General features: G+C 64.1%; 10 protein-coding genes. 5 read left to right on the top strand and 5 right to left on the bottom strand.

Going from position 1 to position 13,121, the window contains the following annotated elements; genetic code table 11:
- Positions 1 to 449: 449 nt before the first annotated feature.
- The 3 genes from QD356_RS12770 to QD356_RS12760 all read left to right on the top strand — a co-directional run bounded on the left by QD356_RS12770 (position 450) and on the right by QD356_RS12760 (position 3,793).
- Positions 450 to 731: a peptidylprolyl isomerase gene (locus QD356_RS12770; RefSeq protein WP_043333877.1), complete on the top strand. Its 282-nt coding sequence runs from the start codon at positions 450 to 452 to the stop codon at positions 729 to 731.
- Between the two features lie 94 nt (positions 732 to 825).
- Positions 826 to 2,415: an ABC-F family ATPase gene (locus tag QD356_RS12765; protein ID WP_043333876.1), complete on the top strand. Its 1,590-nt coding sequence runs from the start codon at positions 826 to 828 to the stop codon at positions 2,413 to 2,415.
- Positions 2,416 to 2,596: 181 nt separating this feature from the next.
- The gene (locus QD356_RS12760; protein ID WP_153636450.1) at positions 2,597 to 3,793 is read left to right on the top strand and encodes an NAD(P)/FAD-dependent oxidoreductase; all 1,197 of its coding nucleotides are present in this window, start codon (positions 2,597 to 2,599) and stop codon (positions 3,791 to 3,793) included.
- A 28-nt stretch (positions 3,794 to 3,821) separates the two neighbouring features.
- On the opposite strand, the gene QD356_RS12755 is transcribed toward QD356_RS12760, so the two are convergent.
- Positions 3,822 to 4,730, bottom strand: coding sequence for a LysR family transcriptional regulator (locus QD356_RS12755; protein WP_192837441.1), 909 nt, complete (start codon positions 4,728 to 4,730; stop codon positions 3,822 to 3,824).
- Positions 4,731 to 4,969: 239 nt separating this feature from the next.
- Between QD356_RS12755 and QD356_RS12750 the strand changes: the two genes are divergently transcribed.
- Positions 4,970 to 6,172 carry an MFS transporter gene (locus QD356_RS12750; RefSeq protein WP_192837442.1) on the top strand — a complete coding sequence of 401 codons (1,203 nt, stop codon included), beginning with the start codon at positions 4,970 to 4,972 and terminating at the stop codon, positions 6,170 to 6,172.
- A gap of 94 nt (positions 6,173 to 6,266) precedes the next feature.
- On the opposite strand, the gene QD356_RS12745 is transcribed toward QD356_RS12750, so the two are convergent.
- The 4 genes from QD356_RS12745 to QD356_RS12730 form a co-directional block, all read right to left on the bottom strand.
- Positions 6,267 to 6,617 (bottom strand): YqjK-like family protein, encoded by a 351-nt coding sequence (locus tag QD356_RS12745; RefSeq protein WP_052384593.1) that lies wholly within the window; start codon positions 6,615 to 6,617, stop codon positions 6,267 to 6,269.
- A 34-nt stretch (positions 6,618 to 6,651) separates the two neighbouring features.
- Complete coding sequence (locus tag QD356_RS12740) at positions 6,652 to 7,074, bottom strand: phage holin family protein (protein ID WP_043333873.1); 423 nt, start codon at positions 7,072 to 7,074, stop codon at positions 6,652 to 6,654.
- A complete protein-coding gene (locus QD356_RS12735) occupies positions 7,074 to 7,412 on the bottom strand; it encodes a DUF883 family protein (protein WP_082388358.1) in 339 nt (112 codons plus the stop codon). Before QD356_RS12735 ends, QD356_RS12740 begins: the two co-directional genes overlap by 1 nt.
- Positions 7,413 to 7,840: 428 nt before the next feature.
- Positions 7,841 to 9,055, bottom strand: a complete 1,215-nt coding sequence (locus QD356_RS12730) for a phospholipase A (protein ID WP_225996295.1) — start codon at positions 9,053 to 9,055, stop codon at positions 7,841 to 7,843.
- 413 nt (positions 9,056 to 9,468) lie between these two features.
- Between QD356_RS12730 and mscK the strand changes: the two genes are divergently transcribed.
- Positions 9,469 to 13,014: a mechanosensitive channel MscK gene (gene mscK, locus QD356_RS12725; protein WP_279878009.1), complete on the top strand. Its 3,546-nt coding sequence runs from the start codon at positions 9,469 to 9,471 to the stop codon at positions 13,012 to 13,014.
- The last annotated feature ends 107 nt before the right edge of the window (positions 13,015 to 13,121 follow it).

Genomic DNA, 13,121 nt, shown 5'->3' with positions numbered 1-13,121 from the left:
CTGCCAGCCTGAGCGTGAGTGAGTGTGAAAGTCAGCACGTCACTCGCGCCCAGGCTGGCAGCGGCGTTTATGGTTCAGTCATGCACGGCTGTCTGCTGTGGCATCGTCTCTCGCACTGCGCACCGCACACCGCACACCGCACACCGCACACCGCACACCGCGCTCTCGGCGCTCCCTGCCTTGCCTGTCTGCCTGTCTGCCTGTCTGCCTGTCTGCCGACCGGGCGATGGATACACACGCATACAGCGTCTGTCATCCTGAGCTGTTATCATGCCCGCCTTCAGACTCACCCCATCGCCTGTCGAACCTTCCCCGAATGCCTGATCTCGCGTCATGACGGCTGTCATGTCGTCAGGGGCGTGCTCGGGTGACGTCGGGCCCGCCTCCGGGATGCCCGGGGCACGAGATGGTGTGAGGCAAGACCGATTCCGCCTGCAAGAGGACATGAGATGGCTCGTATTGCCATGGCACGCCACATTCTGGTGAAGACCGAGGCCGAGGCGCAGCGTCTCAAGCAGTCACTGGAGCGCGGCCAGCCGTTCGAGAAACTGGCCAAGAAGCACTCCACCTGTCCCTCCGGCAAGCAGGGCGGTGACCTGGGCGAAGTGCGCCCCGGCCAGATGGTCGGCGGCATTGATCGCGCCATCTTCAAGGGGCCGCTCAATACCCTGCAGGGGCCGCTGAAGAGCAAGTTCGGCTATCACCTGCTGGAAGTCTTCTTCCGCGGCTGATGCCTGCCAGGCCTTTGCGGCTCCCCGTATTTCCCGGCGCCAGCGTGACGCTTCGTCACCGCCCACCTTTTTCATTTCAAACGGATATTCCCTCGTGATCTCTACCGCCAATCTCACCATGCAGTTCGGTGCCAAGCCGCTGTTTGAAGACGTCTCCGCCAAGTTCGGGCGTGGCAATCGCTACGGCCTGATCGGCGCCAACGGCTGCGGCAAGTCGACCATGATGAAGATTCTCGGTGGCGATCTGGAGCCGTCCGGTGGTCACGTCATGCTCGAGCCCAACATCCGTCTGGGCAAGCTGCGTCAGGACCAGTTTGCCTATGAGGAATACACGGTGCTCGACACCGTCATCATGGGCCACGAGCGTCTGGCCGTGGTCAAGGCCGAGCGTGACCGCATCTACTCGCTGCCGGAGATGAGCGAGGAAGACGGCATGAAGGTCGCCGACCTCGAGGTCGAATTCGCCGAGCTGGATGGCTACACCGCCGAAGCGCGTGCCGGTGAGCTGCTGATGGGCCTCGACATCCCCATCGAGCAGCACCTGGGGCCGATGAGCGAAGTCGCGCCGGGCTGGAAGCTGCGCGTGCTGCTGGCGCAGGCGCTGTTCTCCGATCCTGACGTCCTGCTGCTCGATGAGCCGACCAACCACCTGGACATCAACACCATCCGCTGGTTGGAAGGCGTGCTGACCGCGCGCTCCAGCACCATGATCATCATCTCGCACGACCGCCACTTCCTGAACAGTGTCTGCACCCACATGGCGGACCTGGATTACGGTGAGCTGCGTCTGTTCCCGGGCAACTACGACGAGTACATGACCGCCGCCACCCAGGCGCGCGAACAGCTGCAGGCCGACAACGCCAAGAAGAAGGCGCAGATCGCCGAGCTGCAGTCCTTCGTCAGCCGCTTCTCCGCCAACGCCTCCAAGGCCAAGCAGGCGACCTCGCGTGCCAAGCAGATCGACAAGATCCAGCTCAACGAGATCAAGCCGTCCTCACGCGTCAGCCCGTTCATCCGCTTCGAGCAGACCAAGAAGGTCCACAACAACGCGGTGATGATCGACAAGCTCTCCAAGGGCTTCGACGGCAACACCCTGTTCGAGAACTTCAGCTTCACGGTCGCCGCCGGTGAGCGTGTTGCCATCATCGGCCCGAACGGCATCGGCAAGACCACGCTGCTGCGCACCCTGGTCGGCGAGATGCACCCGGACGCCGGTGAAGTGAAGTGGACCGACGCCGCGGACGTCGGCTACTACGCGCAGGACCACGCCCATGACTTCGCCAACGACATGAGCCTCTATGACTGGATGGCGCAGTGGACCGGCGGTGGCGAGCAGGTCGTGCGTGGCACCCTGGGTCGCATGCTGTTCTCCAATGACGACATCCAGAAGTCGGTCAAGGTCATCTCCGGTGGCGAGCAGGGCCGCATGCTGTTCGGCAAGCTGATCCTCAAGCAGCCCAACGTGCTGGTGATGGATGAGCCGACCAACCACCTGGACATGGAATCCATCGAGGCACTCAACCTCGCGCTGGAAAACTACCCGGGCACCCTGATCTTCGTCAGCCACGACCGCGAATTCGTCGGCTCGCTGGCCACCCGCATCATCGAGTTGAAGGCCGATGGCGTGGTCGACTTCTCCGGCACCTACGACGATTACCTGCGCAGCCAGGGCGTCATCGTCTGAGACACGCCGTGACTGGCTAGTCTGCCCGGTCTGACAAGACACCCTCATCGTCTCTGACGGTGGGGGTGTCTTGTTTCCCATCTCCGGCCGCTGGCTGCGGCAGGCTTCTGGTAGAATGCCGGCCCGCGTGTGTCTGCACAGCCGATTTCCTTTCCTTTCTTCGCTTCACGGAGTGTCCCGCATGGCCACATATGACGTCATCATCATCGGCGCAGGCGCGGCAGGCCTGATGTGTGCCGCCACGGCAGGCTATCAGGGCAAGCGCGTGCTGGTGCTGGACCACGCCAACAAGGCCGGCAAGAAGATCCTGATGTCCGGCGGTGGGCGCTGCAACTTCACCAATCTGGATGCCGGCCCAGCCAACTTCTTCTCGCGCAATCCGCACTTCTGCATCTCGGCGCTCAAGCGCTACACGCCGCACCATTTCCTGGAACTGGTGGAGCGCCATGGGCTGGAGCACGTCGAGAAGAAGCCGGGACAGCTGTTCTGCGCCGATTCCGCCAAGGATCTGCTGGCGATTCTGATGACGGAGTGTGAATGGGCCGGAGCGGAGATTCGTCTGAGTACGCGCATCACCTCGCTGGAGCGCGCGGGCGAGGGCATGCGGGTCGAGACCAGCAATGGTACGCACACGGCAGGGCGCGTGGTGGTGGCCACCGGCGGCATGTCGATTCCGACGCTGGGCGCGACCGGCTTCGGCTACGACATCGCGCGCCAGTTCGGGCTCGAGGTCACCGATACCTACGCCGCGCTGGTGCCGTTCACGCTGACCTCGCAGTGGAAGGAGCGTCTGTCGCCGCTGTCGGGGCTTGCCTGTGACGTCAGCGTCACCGCCGGCAAGGGCCATTATCGCGAACCGATGCTGATCACCCATCGCGGGCTTTCCGGTCCGGCGATGCTGCAGGCCTCCAGCTGGTGGACACCCGGTCAGCCGCTGGACATCGATCTGCTGCCGGGCGTGGATGCCTACGCCGAGCTGCTCGCCCTGCGTGAGCAGCATCCCAAGCGCCAGATCGGCCCCTGGCTTGGCGAGCGCCTGCCCAAGCGCCTCGCCCAGTCGTTGGTCGAGTGGCAGGACGCCGATGCCGGTCGCATCAGCGAGCGCAGTCTCGCCGAGCTCTCCAACGCGCGTCTCGAGCAGCTGGCCAAGGCGCTCAATCACTGGCAGCTCAAGCCGGCGGGCACCGAAGGCTGGCGCACCGCCGAGGTCACCATGGGTGGCGTGGTCACCGACGCCATCTCACAGAAGGACTTCAGCGTGCGCGATCTGCCGCAGCTGGCCTTCATCGGCGAGGTGCTGGATGTCACCGGCGAACTTGGCGGCTACAACTTCCAGTGGGCGTGGTCCTCGGCGGTGGCCTGCGGGCTGAACTGCTGATCAGCACCTTCTCGCCACTGGCTGCGTCTCACGCCATCTGCTGACGGATGGCGGGCAGGCGCTGCTCGACCAGCGCGACGAAGGCCTCGATCACCGGGCGGACCGGTGTGGTCGGGTAGTGAAGCTCCAGCGGTACCGCGCCGAGTGCCGGGCGCAGGGGAATGAACTGGCAGCCATCACGTTGCAGGCGGCGAATGCAGCCGGGCGCGATGGCGACTCCCAGTCCCGCCGCCACCTCACTGAGCAGAGTCTGCATTAAGGCCGGTTGGCGCTGGATGCGTGGCGAGAAGCCGGCATCGCCGCAGGCACTGATGATCTGATCGAACAGCCCCGTCGCCTGCCCGCGCTGAAACAGCACGAAATCTTCCTGCGCAAGCTCGCTGAGGGCCAGTCGCTTGCGGTGCGCCAGACGATGCCCCTCGGGCACCACCGCCATCAGCCTATCCTCGTAGACCGCCAGGGCGGTCAGGCTGTCACGCTGCTCGCCGGGAAGCGGGCGCGACAGCCCAACGTCGATCTCGTCACGCGCGAAGGCATCCAGCTGCTGCTGGGCGCTCATCTCATGCAATGACAGGCTGACCTCGGGATGGTCGCTGGCGAAGTCGCGCATCAGTCCGGGTACGAAGCTTGCGCAGGCCGAGCTCATGTAGCCGATGCGCAGTGTGCCGGTCTGGCCGCTGGCAGCCATCGCCACGCGCTTGCGTGCCTGAGCCTCCAGCGCCAGCATGCGCTGCGCTTCTTCCAGCAATGCCTCCCCCGGTGCCGTCACCTTCACCTCCCGCGTATTGCGCCATAGCAGGCTGACGCCCAGCTCGGCTTCGAGATCGGCGATCTGGCGGCTGATGGCGGGTTGCACGGTATGCAGCTCGCGGGCGGCGGCCGAGAAGCTTCTGTGCGTCGCCACCGAGACGAAGGTTTTCAGTGTGCGGAGTTCCATGCCGGCCCTCGTGGCTGATTGATGTTCAGTCAGTATAAGTCATATCAAGTATTGTCATTTCTATTATAAGCCTGCACTCGCTAGTCTGAAGGCCTGCCAAACCTCCCTTCGTCAGTCTCTGTCGTCTCGCCTTGTCTCCTGTCTCTTGCCGCTGGCTTTGCCTCGCATGCACGCAAGCAAGCGAGCAGGCGGGGCGCGTAGCGGCTGACAGGAGGGTTCTGAATTCGAGTGGAGCCAATATGACGACATCAACAAGTGGAGTGGCCGCGCAGGATACGCGCGGGCCCTCACAACCGCTGTCTGCCGGCGGGCGTTTCACGCTGCTGGCCATCGCCTGTCTGACCATCATGGTGGGAACCGTGGTCGCGCCGGGGCTTCTGAGCATCGCCTCGGCGCTTGAGGTGGAGAGCCATGCCAGCTGGCTGATTACCCTGCCGTCGCTGGGCGCCGTGCTGTTCGCGCCCATCGCCGGGCGCATGATCGATCGTGTCGGTGCCTATCGCTCACTGATGGGCGGATTGTTCCTGTATGGCGTGCTGGGCGCGGGCGGCGCACTGCTGGAAGGCGCCGGCACCGTCGTCGTGTTCGCTGATCGCATCCTGCTCGGCGGCGTGACCGCCGTGGTGATGGCGGGCGGCACCACGCTGATCTCCGAGTGGTATCACGGTCATGCGCGTCTGGCGATGATCGCCCAGCAGGGCATGTCCATCGAGCTTGGCGGGGTGATCTTCCTGTTCATCTGCGGTGTGCTGGCGGGGATCGCCTGGCAGTGGCCCTTCGCCCTCTATCTGCTGGCCTGGGTACTGCTGGCCATGCTGTGGTTGATGGTGCCGAAGCAGTCGCCTGAAGCGCCTGCCGAGGAGAGCGGAAATGCCGGCGGTGAGGCCTTGTCCTCCTCGCTGACCAGCGTCTACCTGGCCGCGGCCATCTCGTTGACGCTGTTCTTCACCGCCATCGTCATGCTGCCGATGCGCTTGAATATGCTGGGGCTGGATGAAGCGGCCACCGGTATCTTCCTGGCGGGCATTTCGCTGGTCGCGGTGGTCGCGGCGATGCTGATGCCGAAGGTGTCGCGTGCCCTGGGTGAGATGCCGACGCTGGTGCTGGCCTTCCTGCTCTATGCCGGCAGCCTGTTCCTCTTCCAGCAGGCCGAGAACATGACGCTGATGAGCGTCGGTGCCGTGTTGTCCGGCATGGGCTTCGGCTTCTCGATCCCCTTGCTCAACCACATGACGGTGGAGCGCAGCCACACCTCGGTGCGCGGTCGCAATCTCTCCTACCTGACGATGGCGATCTTCCTGGGACAGTTCCTGACGTCCTTCCTGGAATTCCTGCCCGGTGACGGCAGCAACGTCTTCGGTGCCGCCGCCGTGCTGGGGCTGATCTTCGCGGTGCTCTATCTGGGCGTGTATCTGCTCAAGCGTGACAGCCGCAGCGCCTGATCGCGGCAGGGTTAACAGAACGACACGTCGCAATGACGAAAAAAGCCCCGCCACCTGACTCTCAGGTGGCGGGGCTTTCGCTGTGATGCCGTGATCATTTGTCGAACAATATTCTCAGACGGCGAATCATCACCCAGCTCATCAGCCCGCGCTTGAGCAGGCTCAGGCCCTTCTTTGGCCGGAACCCGCCCCGCGCCGCGATCAGGCCGCCCACCAGCACCAACGGGCCGCGGTATTGCTGGACCTTGGCCCAGCCGCGGTCGATGGGCGCGGTGGCCTCCTTGAGTTCGCGCATCGCATGGCTGACATCGAGGCGCTGCTGGCTGATGCGTGCTTCGAGTTCCGCACGCCGAGCGTCACGCGGATGTGCTGACCGGCGTCCGTTCCCCTGTACGGGGGGCAGCGCCGGCTCGCGTCGCGCGAGGGACTGTCTGGAAGAACTCATTTCGCCTCCTTGGCAGGCACTGGCAGGCGGGGCATCAAAGGTTTTCGCGTTGGCGCTGGCGTTCCAGTGCGTCGGCACGCACATCCTTGAGGCTGTCGCTGTCACGGCTCAGGTTGCTGAGCGTGGAACGCAGCAGGCTGCGCTGGGAAGCGATCACCTTGACGCGCCAGGCGATCAATCCCCCCAATGCCAGCAGGATACCGCCGCTCAGGGCGATGGCCAGCAGGCGGTGGGTATCCCAGAAGGCCACGACCACCAGCAGGATCGCCAGGCCGATGCCGAAGCAGATCAGCATCAGGGCGATACCCGACAGCAGCAGCATCACGAACAGCCGTTCGCGTTCTTCCTCGAGCTCCAGCACGGCGAGACGCAAGCGCGTCTCGCCACTCTCGACCAGGCTCGCAGTCAGACGTCGGATGGCGCCAAGTACGCGTTCAACCGGCCCTTGCTCCTGCATCAGCGACGGCCAAGCAGCATGCCGACGACGACACCGGCGGCCGCGCCGATACCGACACTGGTCCACGGGTTGTCGTGCACGTAGCGGTCAGCGCAGTCCACGGATTCGCGCGCGCCGGCGGCGAGGCGATCGCCCTGGGCGCTGAGGCGGGCGCGGGTGGCTTCCAGGCGAGTCTGGGCGCGGGCGCGGGCTTCCTTCATGCTCTCGCGGGAATCTTCAGCCGAGGCGTGCAGCAGTTCCTCGACGGTCTGGGACAGATGGCGCAGATCTTCCTTCAGCTGGTCGGTGTTGGCACCGGTCGCGGAAGTGGTGTGATCGCCGATCTTTTGCATAGCCATGGTGTAACTCCTTCCCGTATGTCGAATCAGATTTCGCGAATGGTGAGCGCGGTGTTGTCTGCGCTTGACTCTCGAACTCTCTCTTCCCTGGGGCGCCGCAGGCGGCAGGGCATGACCTGAATCCACTTGCGCGAGACTCTCTGCAAGCATCGTCAGCACGTCGTCATGACGCGTCTTGCGTGGTCATGCACAAGTCGTGGGGGTTGAACGCGACAAACACAAGGGCAAGACACGCACAGAGCACGATATCGCCATGTCACGTGCGGGAGGCATGATCTGGATCATGGGTATGCCACTAGGTCTACATGGGCGGTGCATACGGAGGGCAGATGGCAAGACGGGCAGCCTGGGCTGCCCGTTGCGGGAGGGTCATGCGAGTTCTGTCATCAGAACTCTTTGATCAGAACTTTTTGATCAGAGCTCTTTGATCAGGTCTCGGGCGAGCCGGCGAAGAAGGTATTGATCGAGAAGCCCAGGCCAAAGCGATTCACGCTGTGGTCGTAGTCGATCAGGCTTTCACCGTAGCCGTGGTAGTACTGCACGTAGCCACGTACCTTGCCGAACAGCGGGAAGGAGTAGTCGAGCTGGTTGCCGTAGTTGCCCTTGGAGGGGTTGCCACGCACCATCCAGGTGACTTCGTGCTGATCGGAGGTATAGCCGACCGTGATGTCGCCGTAGCCGATATAGTTGTAGAGGTCCGGGTTGTCATCCTCGTCGGACTCCTCCGGCACGCGCCAGTGCGGCGTGACCGCGATGGCCCAGTCGCCGTTCTGGAACATCATGTCGGCATAGACGCGGTTCCAGCTGCGCGACAGCGGGTCGGAACGGCCGTTGGACTGATGCGCGAAACCGATGCGGTTGCGGGTATTGGTCCAGCCGAACAGCTCATAACGATTGTCGAACTGCAGGAAGGCTTCCGGCTCGTAATTGGTCTCGCGGAACGGCGCCGACGCATCGGAGTTGTAGGCCTGCCACCAGCTGCGCTGGGTATAGGCGAAGAACAGGTCGCCATTGTCACCGAAGATGTCGTCCATCAGCTCGACCTTGAGGCTGAGCTGGTATTTCACCTCGGTCTTGTCCACCTCGCCTTCCTGGGTGACTTCGGCAAAGCCGTTGGCATCCGGGTTGGTGTTGTAGGCCCAGGGCAGCAGGTAATTGCGCTTGTAGGCGGTGATGGCCAGCGGATTCTTCTCGGCGTCGTTCTCCAGCACGACACGCTCCTTGGCGCGCTGCTGGGCCAGGCTTTCATCGAGGGGCGCATCGACGCTCTGGCCTTGTGCTTGCTCGGTCTCGGCCGCTTCCGCCGAGTAGCGCTCGTAATCCGCGTCTTCGCGATTGGAGAGGAAGACCTGCTCGGTACGCGGGTCACTCTCGACGCCGTCCGCCGTGCCCGGTGCAGACGCCGCCAGCTCGCGCCAGTCAGCCTGGCTCATGGCGCCCGCGCGAGCCTGGGCGGCAGTCATGCCCAGTGCTTCGGGGGCGAAGCGCTTGCCGTTGGCCAGTACCACGCGTCCTTCGGCATCCATGGTGTAGGGCACGTCGGCCGCTGCCGGTGCGGCGGCACCCAGCAGTACTGTGGCCAGCACTCCCGAGAGGCGTGCAGGGACGGACCGGAATCCGATGGAGGCAAGGCGGAGGGGCATGGAAATATCCTGTCGGTTACACCGCGGCGGGGGAGCAGCGCATTATGGAGCAATGTTCATGACATGTCTGCCATTCTACTGGTGGCGCAGTGTCCGGTTCCAGCACGAAGATTCCGACAGGTGCGTCGCCTCGATGCGACGATGCATGTCGCTTACGCTGGCCTGCAAGCACCGCTTTCTCGCCCCGTCACTCTTTGCTTCATTCTCTAGTTCATTCTTCACTTCATCCTTTGCTGGGCGGCCGCTGGCGGACGTTTGCCGACAAGGATTGCGTGGGATGCAGCGCCAGTCGACAATGCGGCCCTTGCCTGCGCTTGCGGCCGGTCACGATGTCATCCTGCATGGCTGGCGGCGGCCTGGCGGGGCAGCAGAGCCGATGAAGAAGCGCGGTGGTGACCATTGAGGAGACAGCTGTGACAGGTAACAAGTCCTTGAGACTGATGATGTTGGCAGGCGCCTTGCTGCTGATGGTGCTGCTGGCCTGGGTGCCGGCCACGGCCAGTGCGGACGCCCCGAAGCGTGCTGATGTCCAGACTCAGCTTGAAGACCTGCAGAGCGTCGAGAAGCCGGATGCCGACACCCGTCAGCGCATCGCGGACCTCAAGGATACCCTGACGGTGCTCGACGACCTCGCCGAGGCCACCAGCAGCCTGAATTCCCTCAAGAGTGAGGTCAAGGAGGCGCCGGCGGAGTTGGCGAAGGCGCAGGCCGAGCTGGCGCGCCTGCCTCAGGACTACACCCCGCCCAGCATCGCCTCGCTGGAAGGCGAGTCGGTCGAGGCGCTGGACAAGCGCATGACCTCGATTCTCGACTCGCTGCAGAACCTGCAGGACAAGCTGGCCGATACCAACCGGCGCCTGATCAATGCCCAGAGCCTGCCGGAGCGTTCACGCTCGACCCTGGCCGATGCACAGCAGCAGGTGCAGCGCCTGCAGACCCAGCTGGGTGGCAGCGGCGATGCCGACCTGTCCGGCACCGGGCGTGATCTGATCGAGGCCCGTCTGGCATTGGCCGAGACGCGTGGCGAGCTGAGCCATTCAGAGCTCAATTCAAGCTCCCTGCTGCGTGAGCTGGCCCAGGTGCGCAAGACCCTCTACAGCCGCCAGATCGCCAATCTGGAGCAGGACCTGGAGCAGGTCCAGACGCTGGTCAACGACAAGCGCCGCAACCAGTCCGAGCAGACCATCGCCGATGCCACCAGTGGCGAGAATGCCGCGCTGGCCGATAACCCCATCTTCCAGCAGGTGCTCAACCGCAACCGCGAGCTCAGCAGCCAGCTGCTGGCGATCACCGATCGCGTCAACGCCGTGATTCGCGACGGGCTGGAGGTGCGCACCCAGCTTGATCGCGTCACCCAGGTCGAGCGCACCATGAGCGAGCAGATCGAGGCCATCAAGGGCAGCGTCCTGCTGGCGCGTATCCTGCGCGAGCAGCAGAGTCGCCTGCCGCAGGTCGATGTGCGCAAGGACTTGAAGGAAGAGATCGCCGACCTGCGCCTCAAGCAGTTCGAACTCAACAAGGTGCGTGAGCAGCTTGCCGATATTCCGGGCTATCTCAATTCGTATGTGCTGGGCGAGGCCGCGGCGCTGGAGCGCCCCGGCGGCAATGCCGATGTCAGCCAGATCAGCGCCGAGCTGCGTCAGGCGTTGATCGGTCAGCTGGAGGCGCGCAAGGAGCTGGTCGACAAGCTCGACAAGGAATACGACAGCCTGCTGGCACGCGCCATCGACCTGCAGCTCAACCAGCAGCAGCTGCTGGAAGTGTCAGGGCGTCTGCGCCAGACCATCGAGGAGCAGCTGTTCTGGGTCGCCAACGGCAAGCCGCTGGATCTCGACTGGCTGTCGCGTACCCCGGAAATGCTCGCCGAGGAGCTCAGGCCCAACGTCTGGCGTGGCGTGGTGGCAGGGCTGTCCAAGGGCTTTCAGCTCAGTGACCTGTGGGTGGCGCTGCCGGGCTTGCTGCTGCTGATCTTCATCACCTGGAAGCGTTCGCGCATCCGTGCGCGCCTGGCGGACCTCCACGCCCAGATAGGGCGCCTGAAGCAGGACACCCAGCTGCATACGCCGCGCGCCATTCTGCTCAACGTCCTGCTGGCCATCCCCGGTGCGCTGGCGCTGGCCTTGATTGGCGGCGTGCTGTCGCTGGGCGAGGGCATCATGCTGTGGGCGCTGGGCCAGGCACTGTTGAAGCTGTCGCTGGCGTGGGGCATCTTCGCCATCTTCCGCCGCCTGCTGGTCAAGGACGGCGTCGCCGAGCGTCACTTCCAGTGGCCGGCCAACTACGTGGCAGAGTTGCGCCGTCATATCTGGTGGCTGGGCTTCGCGCTGCTGCCGGTGGTGCTGACCACCAACATCATCAGCGAGGCGGACCTCAATCTGCTCGAGCGCCCGTTGGGGCTGGCCATTCTGTTCGTGGGCCTGATGGCGATGAGCTTCTGTCTGTCGCGGCTGATTCTGGCGCATGTCCCCTTCTTCGGCCTCAAGCTGTTCCGACTGATTCTGGGCCTTGCGATGGCGCTGGTACCGGTGGCGCTGGGCGTGCTGATCTGCCTCGGCTACGAGTACACCGCGCTGCGCCTGTGTGGCCGCTTCATCACTACCATCTTCCTGTTCGGGGCCTGGATTCTGGTGGAAGCCACCGTGGTGCGCGGGCTGGCAGTCGCCGCGCGGCGTCTGGCCTATCGTCGCGCCGTGGCGCGTCGCCGCGCCCAGGTGCAGGAGGGCGCCGAAGGCGGTGTCGAGGTGGTGGAAGAGCCGCCATTGGACATGGAGCAGGTCAACTCCCAGTCGCTGCGTCTCTCGAAGCTGATTCTGGTCATCAGCTTCCTGTCGATCTTCTATGTGGTGTGGGCCGATCTGCTCAATGTGCTCAGCTATCTCGACAGCGTGGTGGTGTGGGAAATCGCCGCTTCCGTCGAGGGCGATTCGGCGACGCCCATCTCGCTGGCGGACCTGATCGCGGGCATGATCACCCTCGCCGTGGCGGTGATGATGGCGCGCAACTTGCCGGGCCTGCTGGAGGTCTCGATCCTGTCGCGGCTCGAGCTCAAGCAGGGCTCCAGCTACGCGATCACCTCGCTGCTGTCCTACGTGATCATGGCCACCGGCTTCGTGATGACATTGGGCAGCATGGGCGTCAGCTGGGACAAGCTTCAGTGGCTGGTGGCGGCGTTGAGTGTCGGGCTGGGCTTCGGTCTGCAGGAGATCTTCGCCAACTTCATCTCGGGCCTGATCATCCTGTTCGAGCGCCCGGTGCGCATCGGCGACACCATCACCATCGGCAACCTGCATGGCACGGTCAATCGCATCCGGATTCGCGCCACCACGGTAACGGACTTCGATCGCAAGGAGATCATCATCCCCAACAAGGTGTTCGTCACCGACCAGCTGATCAACTGGTCGCTGTCGGACAACGTCACGCGGGTGGTGCTCAATTTCGGTGTCGCCCATGGCAGTGATCTGGATCTGGCGCATCGTCTGCTGATGCAGGCCGCCCAGGAAAACAGGCGGGTGCTCAAGGACCCGGAGCCGCTGGTGTTCTGCCTGACCTACAACCAGGACAACTTCGGTTTCGAGCTGCGCATCTACGTCAATGACCTGACCGATCGCCTCTACGCCACCGATGAGATCAACCGCTGGGTGGACGCACGCTTCCGTGAGCATGGTCTCAAGGTCGCCTTCCAGCAGATGGATGTCTGGCTGCATCGCGACGATGGCACCGAGCGCCTCGTCGAGCAGCGCAGCGCCTCGGCGGAGCCGTTGCGCCCCGCCAGCGGCTCGCCGGAAAGCAGCGAGGCGGAAAGCACGGAGTATCAGAGCAGCGAGCACCGGGAAGGTGGTGCGCTGATCGCGCGTCGCAAGCCCGCCGAGGGTCTGGCAGGCCGTGAGGACGCCGGGCTGCGCGAGGCCGCACCGGACGCCGATGGCGGTGACGGCGGCGGAGATGCCGGCGGTCGCTGACGCTGAATCCTCTCGCTCATCTCATTGAATGCCGCATGGCATCACGCACAAGGCGCCCCGCGGGGCGCCTTGTGCGTGATGGGCTCTCCAGTGCGTTTACAGAACGG

The organism is Cobetia sp. 2AS (genome assembly GCF_029846355.1).
GTDB lineage: Bacteria > Pseudomonadota > Gammaproteobacteria > Pseudomonadales > Halomonadaceae > Cobetia > Cobetia amphilecti.
Note: the sequence above shows the minus strand (reverse complement) of the source record. Positions and strands in the feature narration are given on the sequence as shown.

Bases quoted from the DNA above. Each gene is read 5' to 3' on its own strand.
- QD356_RS12730 (WP_225996295.1), bottom strand. From the start codon at position 9,055: ATGCCCCTCCGCCTTGCCTCCATCGGATTCCGGTCCGTCCCTGCACGC.
- QD356_RS12760 (WP_153636450.1), top strand. From the start codon at position 2,597: ATGGCCACATATGACGTCATCATCATCGGCGCAGGCGCGGCAGGCCTG.
- QD356_RS12755 (WP_192837441.1), bottom strand. From the start codon at position 4,730: ATGGAACTCCGCACACTGAAAACCTTCGTCTCGGTGGCGACGCACAGA.
- QD356_RS12745 (WP_052384593.1), bottom strand. From the start codon at position 6,617: ATGAGTTCTTCCAGACAGTCCCTCGCGCGACGCGAGCCGGCGCTGCCC.
- QD356_RS12740 (WP_043333873.1), bottom strand. From the start codon at position 7,074: ATGCAGGAGCAAGGGCCGGTTGAACGCGTACTTGGCGCCATCCGACGT.
- QD356_RS12735 (WP_082388358.1), bottom strand. From the start codon at position 7,412: ATGGCTATGCAAAAGATCGGCGATCACACCACTTCCGCGACCGGTGCC.
- QD356_RS12750 (WP_192837442.1), top strand. From the start codon at position 4,970: ATGACGACATCAACAAGTGGAGTGGCCGCGCAGGATACGCGCGGGCCC.
- QD356_RS12770 (WP_043333877.1), top strand. From the start codon at position 450: ATGGCTCGTATTGCCATGGCACGCCACATTCTGGTGAAGACCGAGGCC.